At 58.7% G+C, this 17,959-nt stretch carries 17 protein-coding genes; 11 read left to right on the top strand and 6 right to left on the bottom strand.

The features are described 5' to 3' along the window. Positions 1–273 precede the first annotated feature (273 nt). The 3 genes from I4W07_RS02960 (at position 274) to I4W07_RS02950 (ending at position 3,066) form a co-directional block, all read left to right on the top strand. On the top strand, positions 274–1,584 hold the full coding sequence (locus tag I4W07_RS02960) for an O-acetylhomoserine aminocarboxypropyltransferase/cysteine synthase family protein (protein WP_196025569.1): 1,311 nt from the start codon (positions 274–276) through the stop codon (positions 1,582–1,584). 311 nt (positions 1,585–1,895) lie between these two features. Further along, positions 1,896–2,672 (top strand): hypothetical protein, encoded by a 777-nt coding sequence (locus tag I4W07_RS02955; RefSeq protein WP_196025568.1) that lies wholly within the window; start codon positions 1,896–1,898, stop codon positions 2,670–2,672. 187 nt (positions 2,673–2,859) lie between these two features. Beyond that, on the top strand, positions 2,860–3,066 hold the full coding sequence (locus tag I4W07_RS02950; RefSeq protein ID WP_196025567.1) for a hypothetical protein: 207 nt from the start codon (positions 2,860–2,862) through the stop codon (positions 3,064–3,066). 109 nt (positions 3,067–3,175) lie between these two features. On the opposite strand, the gene I4W07_RS02945 is transcribed toward I4W07_RS02950, so the two are convergent. Continuing rightward, positions 3,176–4,090, bottom strand: a complete 915-nt coding sequence (locus I4W07_RS02945; protein WP_230317447.1) for a ketopantoate reductase family protein — start codon at positions 4,088–4,090, stop codon at positions 3,176–3,178. A gap of 116 nt (positions 4,091–4,206) precedes the next feature. Continuing rightward, positions 4,207–4,386, bottom strand: a complete 180-nt coding sequence (locus tag I4W07_RS02940) for a cyclase family protein (RefSeq protein ID WP_196025565.1) — start codon at positions 4,384–4,386, stop codon at positions 4,207–4,209. Positions 4,387–4,564: 178 nt separating this feature from the next. Between I4W07_RS02940 and I4W07_RS02935 the strand changes: the two genes are divergently transcribed. From I4W07_RS02935 to I4W07_RS02910, 6 genes are all read left to right on the top strand, one after another. Further along, on the top strand, positions 4,565–5,755 hold the full coding sequence (locus I4W07_RS02935) for an aldo/keto reductase (protein ID WP_196025564.1): 1,191 nt from the start codon (positions 4,565–4,567) through the stop codon (positions 5,753–5,755). Between the two features lie 90 nt (positions 5,756–5,845). Further along, positions 5,846–6,865: a Gfo/Idh/MocA family protein gene (locus I4W07_RS02930; protein ID WP_271739746.1), complete on the top strand. Its 1,020-nt coding sequence runs from the start codon at positions 5,846–5,848 to the stop codon at positions 6,863–6,865. Between the two features lie 172 nt (positions 6,866–7,037). Further along, a complete protein-coding gene (locus I4W07_RS02925) occupies positions 7,038–7,904 on the top strand; it encodes a deoxyribonuclease IV (protein ID WP_196025563.1) in 867 nt (288 codons plus the stop codon). A 147-nt stretch (positions 7,905–8,051) separates the two neighbouring features. Continuing rightward, positions 8,052–8,912 (top strand): ABC transporter substrate-binding protein, encoded by an 861-nt coding sequence (locus tag I4W07_RS02920; RefSeq protein WP_035138867.1) that lies wholly within the window; start codon positions 8,052–8,054, stop codon positions 8,910–8,912. A 118-nt stretch (positions 8,913–9,030) separates the two neighbouring features. After that, the gene (locus I4W07_RS02915) at positions 9,031–10,392 is read left to right on the top strand and encodes an ABC transporter permease subunit (RefSeq protein WP_230317446.1); all 1,362 of its coding nucleotides are present in this window, start codon (positions 9,031–9,033) and stop codon (positions 10,390–10,392) included. Between the two features lie 12 nt (positions 10,393–10,404). Beyond that, entirely contained in the window at positions 10,405–11,157 is a 753-nt protein-coding gene (locus tag I4W07_RS02910) for an amino acid ABC transporter ATP-binding protein (protein ID WP_006234381.1), read from the top strand. 117 nt (positions 11,158–11,274) lie between these two features. Here the strand turns inward: I4W07_RS02910 and I4W07_RS02905 are convergent, their stop codons facing one another. Both I4W07_RS02905 and I4W07_RS02900 read right to left on the bottom strand, forming a co-directional pair. Further along, complete coding sequence (locus tag I4W07_RS02905; protein ID WP_006234379.1) at positions 11,275–11,694, bottom strand: flavodoxin; 420 nt, start codon at positions 11,692–11,694, stop codon at positions 11,275–11,277. Positions 11,695–11,740: 46 nt separating this feature from the next. Further along, positions 11,741–12,445, bottom strand: a complete 705-nt coding sequence (locus tag I4W07_RS02900; protein WP_196025562.1) for a DUF3793 family protein — start codon at positions 12,443–12,445, stop codon at positions 11,741–11,743. A 173-nt stretch (positions 12,446–12,618) separates the two neighbouring features. Between I4W07_RS02900 and I4W07_RS02895 the strand changes: the two genes are divergently transcribed. Further along, positions 12,619–13,002, top strand: a complete 384-nt coding sequence (locus I4W07_RS02895) for a heavy-metal-associated domain-containing protein (RefSeq protein ID WP_006234377.1) — start codon at positions 12,619–12,621, stop codon at positions 13,000–13,002. A 272-nt stretch (positions 13,003–13,274) separates the two neighbouring features. Then, complete coding sequence (locus I4W07_RS02890) at positions 13,275–15,827, top strand: hypothetical protein (protein WP_196025561.1); 2,553 nt, start codon at positions 13,275–13,277, stop codon at positions 15,825–15,827. On the opposite strand, the gene I4W07_RS02885 is transcribed toward I4W07_RS02890, so the two are convergent. Together I4W07_RS02885 and I4W07_RS02880 are read right to left on the bottom strand one after the other, a co-directional pair. Then, a complete protein-coding gene (locus tag I4W07_RS02885; protein WP_227790077.1) occupies positions 15,824–16,249 on the bottom strand; it encodes a hypothetical protein in 426 nt (141 codons plus the stop codon). The two genes, I4W07_RS02890 and I4W07_RS02885, sit on opposite strands and share 4 nt — an antisense overlap. Then, complete coding sequence (locus I4W07_RS02880) at positions 16,242–17,813, bottom strand: Y-family DNA polymerase (protein ID WP_196025560.1); 1,572 nt, start codon at positions 17,811–17,813, stop codon at positions 16,242–16,244. Before I4W07_RS02880 ends, I4W07_RS02885 begins: the two co-directional genes overlap by 8 nt. Positions 17,814–17,959: the final 146 nt, after the last annotated feature.

Raw genomic sequence — 17,959 nt, 5'->3', positions numbered from 1 at the left:
CGGCGCCCGTCCTTTCGATAGCTATCTAAAAAACAGATAACAGGTTAGCGCTTTTAAGTGATTGACCCGGGGAGACGATGCTCGTACTATTCAAAACACACAAAGGCGGTAGGTAATTAAGCCAACCACGGAACCGGGATGTGAAAGGAGGCCCGCATATGAATTGCTTACCAAGACGAATGCCGGGCTCCTGTTTGCGCCCGTTGGCGTAATCAGGAGATAGCGACTTACTTCTCTCACTCTTATTACTTTTGTTCGATCAAGGAGATCATCATGAGCCAGTTCATCAACAACCCCGAGCACACCTTTGGTTTCGATACCCTGCAGCTGCACGTTGGCCAGGAGAGCGCCGATCCTGCATCCGACTCCCGTGCCGTGCCTATCTACCAGACCACGAGCTATGTGTTCCGCAACTCCCAGCACGCCGCCGACCGCTTTGGTCTTGCCGACGCCGGTAACATCTACGGCCGTCTGACCAACTCCACCCAGGGCGTCTTCGAGGACCGTATCGCCGCCCTCGAGGGTGGCGTGGCAGGTCTTGCCGTCGCCTCTGGCGCCGCTGCCATCACCTATACCCTGCAGGCTCTTGCCCAGGCCGGTGACCACGTGGTGGCTCAGAAGACCATCTACGGTGGCTCCTACAACCTGCTGGAGCATACGCTCTCCCAGTTTGGCGTCGAGACCACGTTTGTCGATGCCCATAACCTGGAAGAGGTCGAGGGTGCCATCAGGGACAACACCACGGTCATCTATCTCGAGACGCTCGGCAACCCCAACTCCGACATCCCCAACATCGACGCCATCTCCGAGATCGCCAAGAAGCGCGGTCTGCCGGTTGTCGTCGATAACACCTTCGGCACCCCGTATCTGTTCCGTCCGCTGGAGCATGGTGCCAACATCGTCGTCCACTCCGCAACCAAGTTCATCGGCGGCCACGGCACCTCGCTGGGCGGTGTGATCGTCGACGGCGGTAACTTCGATTGGAAAGCGAGTAGCAAGTATGCCCAGATCGCTGAGCCCAACCCCTCCTACCACGGTGTCTCGTTTGCCGAGGCTGCCGGTCCCGCCGCCTTCGCAACCTATGTCCGCGCTATCCTGCTGCGTGACGAGGGCGCCTGCATCAGCCCGTTCAACGCCTGGGTCCTGCTCCAGGGCACCGAGACTCTGTCGCTGCGCGTTGACCGTCATGTCGAGAACACCAAGAAGGTCGTTGAGTTCCTGGCTGGTGACAGCCACGTCGCCAAGGTGAACCACCCGAGCCTGCCTGAACATCCCGATCACGAGCTCTATCAGAAGTACTTCCCCAACGGCGGTGCCTCGATCTTTACCTTTGAGATTAAGGGTGGCCAGGAGGCAGCTTGGAAGTTCATCGATCATCTGCAGGTGTTCTCGCTGCTCGCCAACGTGGCCGACGTCAAGTCGCTCGTCGTGCACCCGGCTACCACCACGCACTCCCAGCTCTCTGCCGAGGAGCTCGCCGAGCAGAACATCACGCCCTCCACGATCCGTCTTTCCATCGGTACCGAGAACGCCGAGGACATCATTTGGGACCTGAAGCAGGCCTTTGCCGCGCTGGACGAGTAAGACGACTTGTGCAAGGACCCCTTGCGACTCGATAGGTATAACTGCATAGAATGCCTGCTCAAGGCGTCTGCGCAAGCAATGGTTGCGCAGACGCTTTTTTGCATAGGAAGGGCGCTATTACAGGGTTTTTGACATGCTTTATGCAATCGAGATGTGGAAAACTCCTGTTGAGAGGATGTGAGTTTTACGCAAATGACGTGCACCTTTTGAGAAAAACCGCAGGTCGCGATTTGCTCGGGGTACTATGCAGCGCGATCGAATCACACGCAGCTCAAACGCAGCAAAAACGCACTACGGAGGTTTCCAGCTACATGAGGATTGATTCACGAAAACCGAAAGCCGCCGCCCTTTCCGCCGCTCTGACCGTGGCACTTTTGGCGGGCGCCGGCGCAACCGATGCCCACGCGGCAACACTGTCCGACACGGTCGGATCCACGCCGTCCGAGGCGACGCTGATGCAGCCCGTCGACTATCGCGGCGACGGTTATGGCTCTATGCAGGAGTGGAACGCCTCTATGGGGGCCAAGCGCGATTCCCTGGAGGTCCGCGCCCAGATCATCATGAACATGTACGGTGACTATGCCACCGATGACGAGCGCGCTGTGTTGCAGGGTTGCATCGACGACGCGGGTAGCCTGTTGACGATGGGGGAGGTCGACGCCAAGTCGACCGAGCTCGACGAGCTTCGCTCCACGCTCGAGGATGCCAAGCGCGAGGCGCTCGAGGCTGCCGCAGCCGAAGCCGAGGCCGCCGAGGCCGCCCAGGCTTCATATAGCAACGCAGGCTACGGGCCGTCCTATACGGCAGCTGCGTATTATGCGAATGGTTCGGGACTGACGCGTTCCGCCGGCGTCAATAACTATAACGGTCGTCGTGAGACCTATTACAGCAGCAACGTGCTCTACCATCACCGCACGGGCGAGTGGACTCAGGATTCCGAGGGCTTTTGGCGCGATTCTGATGGTTACTACGTCGTGGCCGCGGGCGATAAGGCTCAGGGCTCCACGTTTACCGGTTCCAAGGGTGAGTGCAAGGTCTATGACTCCGGCTGCGCAGCCGGAACCACCGACTACTATACCGGTTGGTAATCTGCCATAAGCCAATAGGACATGACGGGCGGGCGTCTTTACCGAGCCTTTGGGCAACGTAAGGGCGTCCGTCTTTTGTGCGTGCTTGAGTTAACAGAGCGCTTACCGTGGCAGTACACCGCGCATATGGGCGCGGGGCACACTAAGTTATGAGAAACAAAGTCTTTCTCGTGGAGGAAGTGGTCCCATGAACGCTCGAGATGTCGCTATTGCCGTCGTTGCCCTTTTAATCGGATGTCTTGGTCCGACGGCGGCGTTAGCCGTCGGCCTGCAGTCCGCTACGGGCGCCGCTCCTGTGGTTGTGGGCGCCTTGATTGCAGCGGCCCTGCTGGGAGGCGCCGGCGTGCTACTTTGCCGCGATGACGAGGAAGAGGTTCCAGAATCGCAACGATAACTGTTGTGAGATTGGCAGCCGGTCATAGACGAAGATGAAAGCCGCCGCGGGGGAACGGTTCCCTTGCGGCGGCTTTGCTGTTAAGGCTGTTGAATGCGGTGCGTTGGCGCTACCAGCTTTTCTCGATATCGCGGATGCGCCGATAGAGCCAATCGTTTTGCGGCACTTGGATATCGTGTTTGGCTGCGAGGCGGCAGATGGTGCCCGCGAACTCCTCGACTTCGGTTTTTCGTTGTGCGATGCGGTCCTGCGCCATCGAGGGCATACCGGCGGGGTCGATTCCCTCGATGAGGTGCACCATCTGCGTCAGGTCTGCTTCGGTCAGCTCAATGCCCTCGGCGTTAGCGACCGCAAGCGTTTCGCGCATGGCGGAAACAAAGCAGCGGCGCTGCTCGGAGTCCGGCTCCGTGGCGCTTCCGTAGGTCCCGCCGTAGGCCATGCAGGTCTGGTTGATGCCGTCGTTGAGCATGAGTTTGGCCCACATGCGGTGCGCAATGTCGCTCTCGACGGTATGGGCGATGCCGCAGCGCGTGTAGAGCTCGTCGATTGCGGTAATGGTTGCAGGATCCGTGCCGGCCGCCGCGCCAAAGCGGATTTCGCCCGCATTGGTAAAGGTGAGCGCGCCGTCGAGGAATACGGCGTCCATGCCCTGGCAGATACCCAGGACGGTGTGCTTCCAGCCAAAGCGCTCGGCAATCTTTTGCTCGCTCGTAATGCCGTTGCACAGCGAGGCGATGAGCGTGTTGGGTCCCACGATGTGTTCCATAGTCTTGAGCGCCTGGTCGAGTCCAGTCGTCTTGACCGTGAGAATGACCAGATTGGCGGGCGTTGCCTCGCTGGCGCGCACGGACTTGAGTGCGCAGGGCTCGCCGTTGACCGTAAGGGCGTCGCCTGCGTGACGCTCGAAACGGGCGTCGTCCATGACGTATTCGACGGCGTCATTGCCGAGGGCCGTGGCAATCATGCTGCCGTAGAGCAGGCCGACGCCGCCCTTGCCGATAAAGGCGACCTTGTTGATCTGCATGTGAATCATCTCCTCACTAAAAGGCGCCCGCATGAGGGGCGCCTGGTGGATTGTATGCCGCTGGAGCATGTGGCGTGCACCGGAGGCGGAATTTAGAAGAACAAACTCATGGGAACTTATGCCGCGGGACAGACCGCAAAAACGCGCGCAGGGTATCCGACGCCATCGCGCACCTTGGGGAAGGTGCAGAAGATGACGGTGCCTGTGGCGGGAAGCTCGTCCAGATGGTCCATGACCTCGATCTGGTAACGGTCGACCGAGAGAATGTATTGTTCGCCGGGGTAGGGGGCAGGCATCCTCTCGTGTGGTCACGCTCGTCTCCTTTCGTCGGGCTTTTTGCTGATGTTAAAGCGGTGCCGTGACGGCCTGATTTCTGCTGCGTTACGATACGTTCTCGATTGCGATTCCGATGTGCTTCGATGACGTGACAGGTTTGTTTCGCCTTATCAGGGCTTCGATGGGGGAGGAGGGGCCGTGCAATATCGCGTTGACCCCAAAAGCGGTAACCGTATCTCGGCGTTGGGGCTGGGCTGTATGAGGTTTCCCGGTGCGCCGGGACGCCTTGATGCGAAGACAGCCGACGCCATCATCTCCCGTGCGGTGGAGCAGGGGATTAACTACCTGGACACGGCCTATCTCTATCCCGGCAACGAGGCTTGCGTGGGCGCTTCGCTTGAGCGCCTAGGCCTACGCGACCAGGTTTTGCTCGCGACCAAGCTGCCGCATGCTTCGTGCAAATGCGCGGAGGATTTCGACCGGTTCTTCGACGAGCAACTGCGCCGCCTGCGGACCGACCATATCGACTATTACCTCATGCATAACATTACCTCGCCCGCCCAGTGGGAACGTGTGGTGGCGTTGGGCATCGAGGACTGGATCGCGCGTCAAAAGGCGGCGGGGCGCATTCGCCAGATTGGTTTTTCGTATCACGGCAGCGCGGCGGATTTCCTGACGGTGCTTGACGCATATGACTGGGATTTTTGCCAGATCCAGTACAACTATGCCGGCGAGCGTTACCAAGCGGGAACGGCAGGACTCATGGCGGCCGCGGAGCGCGGGCTCGCGGTGTTTGTGATGGAGCCGCTTTTGGGTGGACGCTTGGCGGGCAAGCTGCCTCCGCGGGCCCGCGCCGTGCTCGATGGCGTACGCGATCCGTACCTGAAGACGCCGGCTGCTTGGGGCCTTTCGTGGGTGTGGAACCATCCTCAGGTGACGATGCTGCTTTCGGGTATGACTGATACCGCGCAAGTGGATGAGAACGCGGCGTTGGCCGATCGGGCCCTGCCGGATTCGATGACGGCTGCTCAGCTCGATGCCATCGCGCGCGTGCTGAGGGAGTTTGAAAAATCGAATCGCGTGCCCTGCACGGGGTGCGGCTACTGCATGCCGTGCCCCAAGGGCATCAATATTCCCGGCTGCTTTGGTGCCTACAACGCGAGCTACGCGCATAGTTGGTTTACGGGGCTGTCTCAATACTTTACGGCGAGCGCGGTGCGCACAAGCGAGCCCAAGTTGGTGAGCAATTGCGTCAAATGCGGCAAATGCGCGCGGCACTGCCCGCAGCACATCGATATTCCCGAGCGTCTCGACGATGTGCGCCGACGTTTCCAGCCTGGTCCCGTGACGGCGGTGCTTAAGGCCTTCGGCAAAACGCGCTCCTCATGACCCTTTTATAACTTGCGGTGGAATAGTTCCTGCTTGCGTCAGAATAGAGACCAAGCAGGAACTATTCCACCGCAACTGAAGGGGGCTGTCGTGGGCCATCGGGATTCATGTGATGATTTGCGTGAGGTTCGTTGGGGCGTTTTGGGCGCTGGGCACATTTCGTATCGATTTGCATCGTCGCTCAAGGAGTTGGACGGGGCACGGCTTGTGGCTGCCGCCGGTCGCACTCCTTCGCATGTTGAGGAGTTTTGCAGGGCGTTTTCGATTGATGCCGCGCACAGTTATGCCACGGCTGACGATAGCGGCGATGCGGCTTATGACGCGCTGATTGCCGACCCCGATGTCGACGCAATCTACTTGGCTCTTCCGCATGGCATGCATGCGCATTGGGTCTGTCGGGCACTGCGCGCGGGAAAGGCCGTGCTGTGCGAAAAGCCGGCCGTTTTGAATGAAGAAGAGGCTCTCTCGATTGCCTCCACCTCTCGCGAGCACGGCGTGCTGTTTATGGAGGCGATGAAAAATCGGTTTTGTCCGATGCGTACTCGCGTGAAGGGCTTGCTTGCGTCGGGCGAGCTCGGCCGTATCGTCTCGATTGAAAGCGTGCAAAAACTCGATTATGGTGAGCCCCCTTCGAGTTATCTGCTCGACCCGTTGCAGGGTGGCTGTCTATATGACATGGGCTGCTATGCGGTCGGGTGGTTTGAGGATCTACTTGCGGGTGCGTGCGATGTTTCGTCTCGTGTAGTTCGCTGGCGTGACGTATCGGGCGGCCGCGTGGATTGGGCCGACGAGATCCGTATGAGCGTCGGCGGCATACCCATTCATATGGCGTGCGACGGCAAAGCAGCATATGAAAGCCGCTTAACGATTGCCTGTGAGCGGGGCTCGTTGGAAATCGAGCGCCTCCATCGCCCCGAGCTCGCCCATGTGAAGTACTCCGACGGACGAATGCTCGAAATAAATGCCCCGTTTGAGGTCGATGATTTCTACGGCGAAATCCAGCATGCGACCCAGCTCATCCGGGCAGGGAAACTCGAGAGCCCCGTCATGCCCCTCGCTGCCACACAGCGCTGCGCGCGCATTATCGATGCAATCCGTCTAGCCCCCTAGGACTTGGCGCTGACGCGTAGGGGATCATGACGCCGGCGCCCGTAGCCATAGTGCTTGGCGGCCCGCATCTCTGATGCCCCTTTTATAAGTTGCGGTGGAATAGTTCCTGTTTGCGGCAGAATAGGGGCGAAACAGGAACTATTCCACCGCAACTGATGAGGGGGAGCTGGAGATGCTGACGATTGGGTGTCATCTTTCGACGACGAAGGGCTATCGGGCAATGGGGGAGACGGCGCTATCCATTGGCGCCGATACCTTTGCATTCTTTACGCGCAACCCGCGCGGCGGCAAGGCGAAAGACCTTGACATGGATGATGTGGCGGCCCTGCGTGACCTTATGGCGCAAAATGATTTTGGCCCACTCGTGGCTCATGCCCCCTATACCTACAATCCCTGTTCTGCCAAAGAGCGGGCGCGCGAGTTTGCCCTGGAGGCAATGGCCGAGGACTTGCAGCGTCTGGAAGCACTGCCCGGCAACTATTACAACTTCCACCCCGGCGCGCATGTGGGGCAGGGGACTGATGCCGGCATTCAGATGATCGTCGACACCCTGTGCCAGGTGATGTTTGAGGGCCAGCAGACGACGGTGCTGCTCGAGACCATGGCGGGAAAGGGTACCGAGGTGGGCCGTAGCTTTGAAGAGCTGGCGCGCATTATCGAGGGTGTAGCTGCCAGACGTCCAGAGCTATCGGACAAGCTGGGCGTGTGTCTGGACACCTGCCATGTGAGCGATGCTGGCTACGACATCATCCATGATCTGGACGGCGTACTCGACGAGTTCGATGGTGTGGTGGGTATCGAGCGCTTGCGCGCCGTGCATATCAATGACTCCAAGAATCCCTGCGGCGCCCATAAGGATCGCCACGAGTGCATCGGCAAGGGCTACCTGGGTAGTGAAGAGTTTGGCGGCGGTATGCAGGTTATGCAGAATATTGTATCGAATGGTCGCTTGCGTTCGCTGCCGTTTATTTTGGAGACACCGAACGAACTTGCAGGTTATGCGGCTGAAATCAAACTGTTAAGGTCGTTGCAGCAGTAATGACTGTCATAAAGTGGAGTGCTCCATTCACGTTATGGGTTTGTTTCAATCAGTTTTCTAATTGCAGATTCTTCCAAGCGGGTGCATAATAACCCTCAGTTTTTGCAGACCTCTGAATCACGTGGGGTCATTGGAAGGAGACTGATTATGAAGCTGAAGAAACTTGGCGCATTTGCCGCCACGGGCGCTATGGCGCTCGCCCTCGCTCTGACGGGCTGCGGCTCGTCCAACGCCACCTCTGGTTCTGATGCCGGTTCCAGCAGCTCTGACGACGCCAAGGTCGAGAAGGTCGACGGCTCCAAGGAGTACGCGCTCGTCAAGGACGGTACGCTGACCGTCGGCACCTCTGCCGAGTACGCTCCGTTTGAGTACAAGGATGACAACGGCGATTATCAGGGCTTTGACCTTGAGCTCATCAAGGCTATCGGCGACAAGTTGGGCCTGGATGTCGAGTACGTCAATAACGACTTTGACACGCTGGTTCCGGGCGTCGCTTCGGGCGCCAAGTATGATGTCTCCATCGCGGCTATCACCGACACGCCCGAGCGTGAGAAGGAAGTCACTTTCTCCGATTCCTACTACATGGACGATCAGGCTATCGTGACCAAGGTCGATAACACCGACATCACGGCCGATAACTACAGCGAGAAGCTCAACAACGCCGACGCTACCATCATCGTCCAGTCTGGCTCGACCGCCGAGTCCTTTGCCCAGGAGAACTTCCCCAAGGCCAAGATTGTCCCCTACAAGGACGCCACCGAGTGCTTCAGCGCCCTGCAGTCCGATAAGGGCGACGCCGTAGTCACCAACCGCTCCGTTGCCAGCCAGCTGACCGCCGAGCAGTTCAACACCTGCCAGACCATTAAGCAGATCAGCACCGGCGAGGAGTACGCCATCGCCATCAACCAGGGCAACACCAAGCTCAAGGACGATATCAACCAGGCCATCAAGGACCTGACCGACGACGGTACCGTCGACGCCCTCATGGCTAAGTACAACATCAAGTAAAATAGCTACTTGATTGCGCGCGGGCCCTTTCCGTTTTGGCGGAGAGGGCCTTTGCGCTTCTCTTGACGGAGAGCATTTCCGTCTCGTTTTGCCGGCAACTTCTACGATAGGAGCCACCTTGTCTCGACTGAACAAAGGGGCCGCGGAGCAGCGTTTTCCACTGCCCGCCTTGCTCCAAAAGCTAGTCTGCGTCATGGCCGTGGCGCTCGCGCTGGTGTGCGCGGGGGCATATGCGCCCACGACCGCCCAGGCGCTTGAGACCGCAAAGATTACCGCCCGACCCAACACCGGTTCGGGCAGCGCTGTGGTTGGCGGTACCGAGACGCGCATTACCTGGGAGGTCCAGGCCGATGCCGATGAGGAGCTGAGCGGTCTTTCGCTGACGTTTGTCGACGGCACGACGTTTGGTACCGATGACACGCGATTGACGATGCTCTCGGGCGAGGACCTCATGGATCGTACGCCCATGAAGCCCACGTGCAAGGCTGACGGCCAGACGCTCAAGATTGACTTTGGCGAGACGGCGCCTGCCGGCGGCTTTTTCCGTGTCGAGGTTTACGGCGTGACCTTCCCCGTCGAGGGTGGCGATGAGGCCTTTAGCGGCACCTACACTTTGGCCGATGGCTCGACCAAGAAGATCTCCAAGATTCCGTCGGTGGAGATTAAGGGCGTGACGGCATTCGATAACTTCCTGGCCGATCTTAAAGAGCAGCCGTGGGTCGAGGCATGGAATTCCAACATGTTCCTTCGCCTGTTCCTGAACCCGGTCATTTTGGTCCAGAGCCTGCCGATCGTCTTCAAGGGCTTCCTTATGTCGCTCTCGATCGTGCTCGTGGCGTTTCCGCTGGCAATTCCCTTTGGCTTTGCGCTGTCGCTCATGCGCATCTCCAAGTCGCGCATCCTTCGTTGCCTTGCCGGCATCTATGTGAATATCATCCGTGGTACGCCGGCGTTCCTGCAGATCTACATCGCATTCTTTGGCCTGCCGCTGGCCGGCGTCAAGGTGGACGACTATGTACTGGGCGTTATCGTCATGGCCATGAACTCGTCTGCGTACCTGTGCGAGATTTTCCGTGCCGGTATTCAGTCGATCCCCAAGGGCCAGAACGAGGCCGCGCGCTCGCTGGGCATGAACGCGTTCCAAACGCTGCTTTACGTTATGATTCCGCAGACGTTCCGCAATGTCCTGCCCACGCTGACCAGCGAGTTCATCCTGCTCTACAAGGACACGTCGCTGCTTGCCGCCGTGGGCGTGGTCGAGATCGTCATGAACGCCCGTACCATCGTGGCCACGACGGGCTCCATCACGCCGTACGTGGTTGCCGCCCTGTTCTATCTGGTCATCACCCTGCCGCTCGCTCGCCTGGTGAGCGGTCTTGAGGCGAGGCTTTTGGGCACGGCCGAGACCAAGAAGAAGCGTCCCACTAAGAGCGCCGGACAGGTTGTCGCGACGCCCGCCGATCACATCGCCGGTCTGTAAGGAGGTCCTATCATGAGCGAAACCAATAACTCGAACGAGGTCGTCGTCAGCATCAAGAACCTCCAGAAGGCCTTTGGCGACAACGTAGTCCTGCGCGATATCGATCTGGATGTGCACAAGGGTGAGGTCGTTGTGGTCTTGGGCCCCTCAGGCTCGGGCAAGTCGACGATGCTTCGCTGCATCAATCGCCTGGAGCATCCCACGAGCGGCTCGATTGTCGTCGAGGGCGTGGATGTGTGTGCCAAGGGCGTCGACCTCAACAAAGTGCGCACGCACCTGGGCATGGTGTTTCAGCAGTTCAACCTGTTCCCGCACCTGTCGGTCAAAAAGAACGTCATGCTTGCGCAGCAAAAGGTGCTCAAGCGCAGCAAGGAAGAGGCCGAGAAGATCGCCGTCGAGGAGCTGACCAAGGTCGGCCTGGCCGAGCGCATCGACTTTATGCCGAGCCAGCTCTCGGGCGGCCAGCAGCAGCGCGTGGCCATCGCCCGCGCCCTGTCGATGAACCCGCACGTGATGCTCTTTGACGAGGCCACGTCGGCGCTCGACCCTGAGCTCGTGCGCGACGTTCTGGGCGTCATGCGCGACCTGGCGCACGACGGTATGACCATGATCGTCGTGACGCACGAGATGGGCTTTGCCCGCGATGTCGCCGACCGCGTCGTCTTTATGGACGGCGGCGTCATTGTGGAAGAGGGTACGCCGAGCGAGGTCTTCGACCACCCCAAGAGCGAGCGCACCAAGGCGTTCTTGGGCAATATCTCGTAGCCGCTTTATATGACTGACATAGCAGAAAACGGGAGCCGGATGTGATCCGGCTCCCGTTTTTGTTGGGACGCGAATGTGTTTTGTTGCAATGCGCGTTGCGGGCGGAGCTCATTGCCGCTAGGCGAGCTCGGCTCCAAGGGCGCGGCAGGCCGCTTCGCTCTCATCATCGGGGGCGTCGTAGCAGATGACGGAATCGACGACGTTGACGCCCTCCTCGTCGGCGTCCGCCTTCCAGTTGTCCATCCATTCGCCCTCGGCCCACGAATAAGAGCCAAAGAGGACGACCTTCTTGTCGCCGAGGGTCTCCTTGACCTCATCCCACATGGGCTGGAACTCATCATATTCAAGCTCCTCGGAACCCATGGCGGGGCAGCCGAAGGCGATAGCGTCATAGCCAGCGGCCTTGTCTGCGGAGAAGTCGGCGCAGGAGATGACCTCTGCCTCGGCGCCGGCATCGGTTGCACCTTCGGCAACGAGGTTTGCCATGGCCTCGGTGTTGCCCGTGCCGCTCCAGTAGACGACGGCGATCTTGCTCATGTTGAGTCCTTTCAGTTGTGCGGCAGGTTGCCACGGCTTCTATGTTCTATCGGGTTGCCTGGGCAAGTTGCGCCAAGCTGTAGCCCTGCTGATAGACAAAGGTGAAGTATTGGGTGCAGGCGCGGTAGGCATCAAACGTCGCAAGTGCCTGCTCGACCTTTGCGTAGACCTTCCAGGCCCCAAAGACCTTATAGTTCTCGCCGCGCTGGACGATAAACTCGTGCACGTCGTCGTAGGGATATCCTAGGAAGTAGCCTATTTCGTGCGGAAACTCGCAGGTGCAGTCGTTGCTGCAGCTAGCTTGCTGGGGTAGTGCGCATCGAGTCTGGCTACAGGCGCATTCCGCGACGTTATTACTCGCGAGCGTGATGCGTGATGCCAAATGCACAAGGCATGTCGAAAGGTCTCTCGTGTCGTAGCCTTCCGAGGCGAGCGCCGTTTTGGCGCGAGGGTCCGCGAAATAGGTGGTGAGGCTTTTGGCTCGGTACACGTACACGAGCGCTCCGCAGGGCCGCCAGACCAAAACACTCAGGTGGATGCCAAGCGGGTCAAGCTCGCGGTTGCACTGGGCGATAACGTTGAGCAGGCGTGCTCGGCGTTCTGCGATGGTTTCTGTTGCGGTCGAGCCGTCCCCGTGGGCGTAGGTGCCTGGATAGGTAAAGAGCGATGCCGGCTTGATGCCCGCGAGCGTGGGGGAGCAGTTGCGCACGACTGCTGCCTGAAACGTTGGGATGTCTATGGTTCGAGTCACGTCGCTCCTTACGGATCTAAACTGTTAGCCTAGGAAAACTTATACACGAAAGTAAGCCATGGTCAACAAAAAAGTTTGAAGAGGAAAACTAATTGACCGAACGGACATGATTTTGGGTTAAGATGGGGACACCCCATGGGGGTATCTAGATAGTGCTACTGAAAGGGGAACGCATGAGTGACTTGCTCAACCCTGCGAATCTCATCGTGCTGACCGTCATTGCCGTCGGCATGTTTTTTGGACTGCGTCGCATTGCCGCTTCGACACACGGGAAGAGTTGCTGCAGCGATGGTGCGAGCGGCAAGAAGGCCAAAAAGGTTGTGGTGGCAGACACCGACGAGTCCCATTACCCCTATCGTGAGGAACTCCTTATCGGCGGCATGAGTTGCGACGGCTGCGCCCGGAATGTGACGAATGCCCTCAATGCGCTTGATGGCGTGTGGGCTACGGTAACGTACGCGGACCACACGGCACGCGTGCGCTCGAAGCGCCCGGTTGATCGCGACACACTCGAGACGGCAGTGAGGGGTGCGGGCTATTACGTTATGAAAATGTAGGCGTTGCCCTCTCCGGTGGGTACCAGCCTCCTGCCCATTGTGACTATCGGCATCCAAAAATTTGCGCAAAAATAACCTTTAGATGCGGCAAAAGTGGAGTTTGGTGACGGTTTGCGCGGAATTCGCTACCAATCGAGCATCTATGAACCCGTCCAAAAAATTACAGGTGTATATTTATACACTGATTATTGCTGTGCTCAGATTGCAATTAACCGTGGACAGAAATGAAGAATGCTAAAACTGGGCTTTAGGACAGGGGAGGCTATAACCTTATGAGACGAGTGGGAACACTTGGCTTGGTGGCAGCGCTTGCCGCTATCTTGGTATCGCCGCTGCCGGCGCACGCCGAAGACGCATCGGGTGCCGTTACCTACAATGCGGGAAATGGGTATTCCTTTGAGAAGCTCTCGCATCCTACGGTAGGAACGTCGCAGCCGGATGGCATCGTCGACTACCAGGGTAACGGTGCCGTTGCCGTTCCGGGCGCCGATGGTAATACGGCCAACAACGAAGGCGATCGCGGCCAGAGCTACACTTGGGCGGCTGCGAGCTATGGTGACTGGCTTTATGTGGGCACCTGCTATGCGGCGATGGGCAACACGCTGACGCTCATGAACAGCACGCTGGGCGATTCCTTTGATGTCGAAACCATGCGCCTGACGCTGGAGGCCATGTTTAACGGTACCTTCTTCTATGGACAGCAGAAGGAGGACGGCACGGCCGACAAGGACAGCGGCGGCATCTTGGTCAAGATCAATACCAAGACCGGTGAGACCAAGCTGCTACTCTCTGAATCGCTCAACGGCGTCGCTCCTTTGTTCCGCAATGCCGTGAGCTATAAGGGTAAGCTCTATTTCTGCGGCAGCGTCAGGACCAATGACGGCAAAGGCGGCCTGCCTGCTGTATACGAGATCGATCCTAAGACGGATGAGTACAAAGTTGTCTATCAGGGCCTTTCGAGCATGCAGGATTACGGTGCTGCCTACAAGCAGGGCATTTCTACCGGTATCCGCGGCATGTGCGTCCATGATGGCCAGCTCGTCATCAGTAATGTGGGTAAAGACGCGAACGGTAATTTTGTGTCGACAATCCTGACGTCGTCTGACCCCTCGAAGGGCCAGGACAGCTTCACCGAGATTGCCAACTCGGAGACGCTGTTTGGCTATCCGGCGATTCGCTATCAGGACAGCATCTACGGCGGCGCCATTTGGGATATGGTCTCGTACAATGGCCATCTCTATGCGACCATCTGCACCGGTACGCCCGAGAACGCTCCCGATGATAATTCCATGCAGTCGTTTGCCATGGTCCGTGGCGACAAGAATGCCGACGGCAGCTATTCGTGGACTCCCATTGTCGGCGATCAGAAGACGGACGGTGCAAAGTACTGCTTTGGCATCGATCCTGCCCGTACCCGTTCTGGCGCTGCCAACCTCATCGTCTACAACGACTACCTCTATATCGGTGAATACAACGACGAGGAGATTGCCCTCGAGCGCATCCTGTTCAACAAATCCAACACCGAAGAGGGCGGCAAGAGCAGCATGGGTGGCGTTGACTGCTCGTTTGTGAATGCCAATCTTGAGCAGTCGGTTAACATCTATCGCATGGACAAGGACGAGAACATGGAGCTCGTCGTTGGCGATTGCACCGACATGTTCCCCGAGGGCGGTATTTCCGGCCTGACTTCGGGCTTTGGCCGAAACGAGAACCAGTACATTTGGCGCATGCAGAAGTTCGACGGCAAGCTGTATATCGGTACCTTTGATACCGCGAGCCTGCTTGAGCCGATCGGCCAGTTCTCCAATGGCGACATTATCGATATGACGCCCGAGGAGTGGGACTCTCAGGTTCAGCGCCTTAGGGACCTGCTCGATCACCTGCTCGACAAGAAATCGCCTGACGACCCCATCGTTCCCGTGAACACGCTTGCGGACGATGATTCAAACGAGGCCGTCGAGGTCGATGATTCGAACGAAGCTGCTGAGGTTGATGATTCAAACAAGGCCGTCGATGTCGATGACGAGAAGACCGAGGTTGCTAAGGGCTTTGGCGATCTGAGCGATGCGCTGGAGGATGCCGCGGGCGGTCTTTGCGATCAGGCCGCGACGATGTCCCAGGACTTTGAGGACGACGCCGCTTATGTCCAGAAGATCGATGGCGAGATCGCGTACTTCAAGTCCTTTGCCGACCAGTATCAGGACATGCTCGATAGCTATGAGAGCCTTAAGCAGCAGTACGAGGATGCCTATGGCACCGAGCTGCCGAGCGATATTCAGGATGCGCTCGATAAGCTGCTGAGCGAGGAGAACCTCAAGAAGTTGCAGAGTGTCCTTACGTGCATGTGTTACCTGCGCGATGCCGAGCGCGGCTTTGATATGTATGTGACCGAGGACGGCGTGAACTTTACGACGCTGACGACCAATGGCTTTAACGATCCGTATAACCATGGTCTGCGCACCTTTGCGGTGACCAACCAGGGTCTGTGCCTTGGTACCGCCAACCCGTTCTATGGTTGCCAGGTCTGGATCCAGCGCAAGGAGAATTCGGAGAATCCGGTTGATCCCGGTACTCCGGATCCGACGGAACCCACCGATCCTTCGCAGCCGGGTGGCGGCGATCAGCCTGGCGGCAGCCAGACGGGTGGCAACGACCAGTCGAGCAGCACCACGACCACCGTCACGACGACCGCTAAGAAGACTTCGAAGGACGGCTCGCTGCCTCGCGCTGGCGACTCGACCCTCACGCTGGTCTTGGGATTGCTGGTTGCAGCTGCCGCAGTGCTTGGCATTGCTCTCGTCTTGCGCAAGCGTTCTCGTCGCTAGGCTCGTCCGCGTAGCTCAATGTCCTGGATATCGTCGAAGTTGATGGCGATATCCCTGAGTTTGAGCAGCTTGAATGCGGGTAACGCTTCGTCGAGAATGCCCGTGCGGCTACGATAGCCGTACGTATCGTAATAGGTGACGCGCACCAAGTCGCCGCGTTTGAGGCCCTCGAGCTTTTGCGAAAGCTCGAGGGCTTTTTCTTCCGTGAGCTCACGTTTTTGCTCGACGGTGATTTCCTGCTTGCGCACGAGTTCGTAGTATCCCGTGAGGGCGGCAAAGGGCATAAACTGTGCGGCGCGGTTGGCGCGCACGGCACCGTTGGCAGTGAGGTTGGGGTCGGCTGCGCGGCGTCTGCCCTCGGGGTCCGCCAGGCGCTCGAAGGCGGTCGGCGGGCGCATGGGCTGTTGTTTGGGTTTAGGCACGGTGTCCTCCAACTTGATCGTTGCGCTCGCGCGCGGTGGCGCCGGCGGTAAAGCTTAATCCCTTGACGAGCGCGTTCTTGCCGTACTTGCCTTTCACGGCCAGGACGGCGCGCGCCAGGTCGCGCTCGCGCTCATCGGCCTCGATATCGCTGAACAGATCGATGGTGGCAAATTCCTCGGGCACAAGATTGCTAAAGCCCAGGTTGATGCGCTTGACCGGTCGTTTGGGATCGACAGTCTGCGCCCAGAGCTCATCGAAATAGCCCATGATCTTCTTAAACGAATTGGTACGCTCGGGCAGCTTGCGCGAGGCGTTGGAGTGCGCAAAGAGCGCGGCATAGCCACCACGCGGTTTGCCACCATGCTCTCCCACAAAGATGCCATCGATTGCCTGCGCTTCGCGCACCAGGCGGCGCCGTTCGTCATCGCGCTGGACGGGCTTGGGAGCACGGGGCGCGAGCTCGGGGCCGGCGGTTGCGGTGGGTTCGATGCTCGACGTACTCGAGCGCAGGTGTCCGCATCCGTCCACATATTGTGCAGTACCGCTGGCATCAAGCCTGCGTATGTCGGCGCGCTCGCTCGCGTAGCCCACAAAGAGCGAGATGCTGTCGCAGACCACGTGCTTATCGATCAAGTCCAACACGGCGTTGTCGACCATCTCGCGCAAGACGGTGTAGGCCTGCTCGTAGGCATAGCCCTTCGAGAGCACCTGTCCTGTGGTGGTCGAAGTTGCTTGCGGGCGATAGGCTTGGATATCGGCGATGGTTGTCGGCTCGCGTCCGAAGGCGTGGTCGATGAGATACTCGGCATTGACGCCGAGCTCGTCGTAAAGCAGGTTTTCGTCGAGCGCCGCGACGCCCATCAGATCGTAGACGCCGTATTTTTCGAGTCGTGCTGCCACGCCGGGGCCGATGCCCCAGATATCGGTGATGGGACGATGGGGCCAGATTTCCTTGCGAAAGGTCTCATCGTCGAGTATGCCGATGCGGCTGGGTACGTGCTTGGCGGTGATATCGAGTGCAACCTTGGCCTGGAATAGGTTGGGGCCGATGCCGACCGTCGCCGTGATGCCGGTGCGCGCCAGGACCTCGTCGCGCAACATGCAGGCGAAGCCTTCCGCATCGGTGTGATAGAGGTCCAGATAGGGTGTCACGTCGATAAAGCACTCGTCAATTGAGTAGACGTGCACGTCCTGGGGGCTGACGTATTCCAGATAGATGCCGTAGATTTGCGCCGACACCTCCATGTAGTGCTGCATGCGCGGTACGGCCTTGATGTAGTCGATGCCGTCGGGAATCTCGAACAGACGGCAGCGGTTGTGTATACCTAAGTCCTTCATGGCCTGCGTGATAGCGAGACAGATGGTCGTGCGTCCGCGCGATTCGTCGGCAACGACCAGGTTGGTAGTGAGCGGGTTGAGCCCGCGGTCGACGCACTCGACGCTGGCGTAGAACGTCTTAAGGTCGATGCAGACATAGGTGTGACGCTCGTGCCCCACGCGTCCTCCCATCAAACACATGTTCTTATCGAATACATGTTCGATAATACCCGCTTGCGCGGACATCGTCAAAACCTGTCCCTTTTTGGTCGGTTGCCGTTTGGGGGCCGATTGGCAACGCTCGCTGATTGTAGTCTTGACCTGCGCTAGAATAGTGGCATCTGAATGTCCGGGCGCATGGAGGCGTGCGCCCGTATGCTGAGGAGGACTCT

The sequence above is a fragment of the Collinsella aerofaciens genome (assembly GCF_015670745.1).
Lineage (GTDB): Bacteria > Actinomycetota > Coriobacteriia > Coriobacteriales > Coriobacteriaceae > Collinsella > Collinsella aerofaciens_T.
Note: the sequence above shows the minus strand (reverse complement) of the source record. Positions and strands in the feature narration are given on the sequence as shown.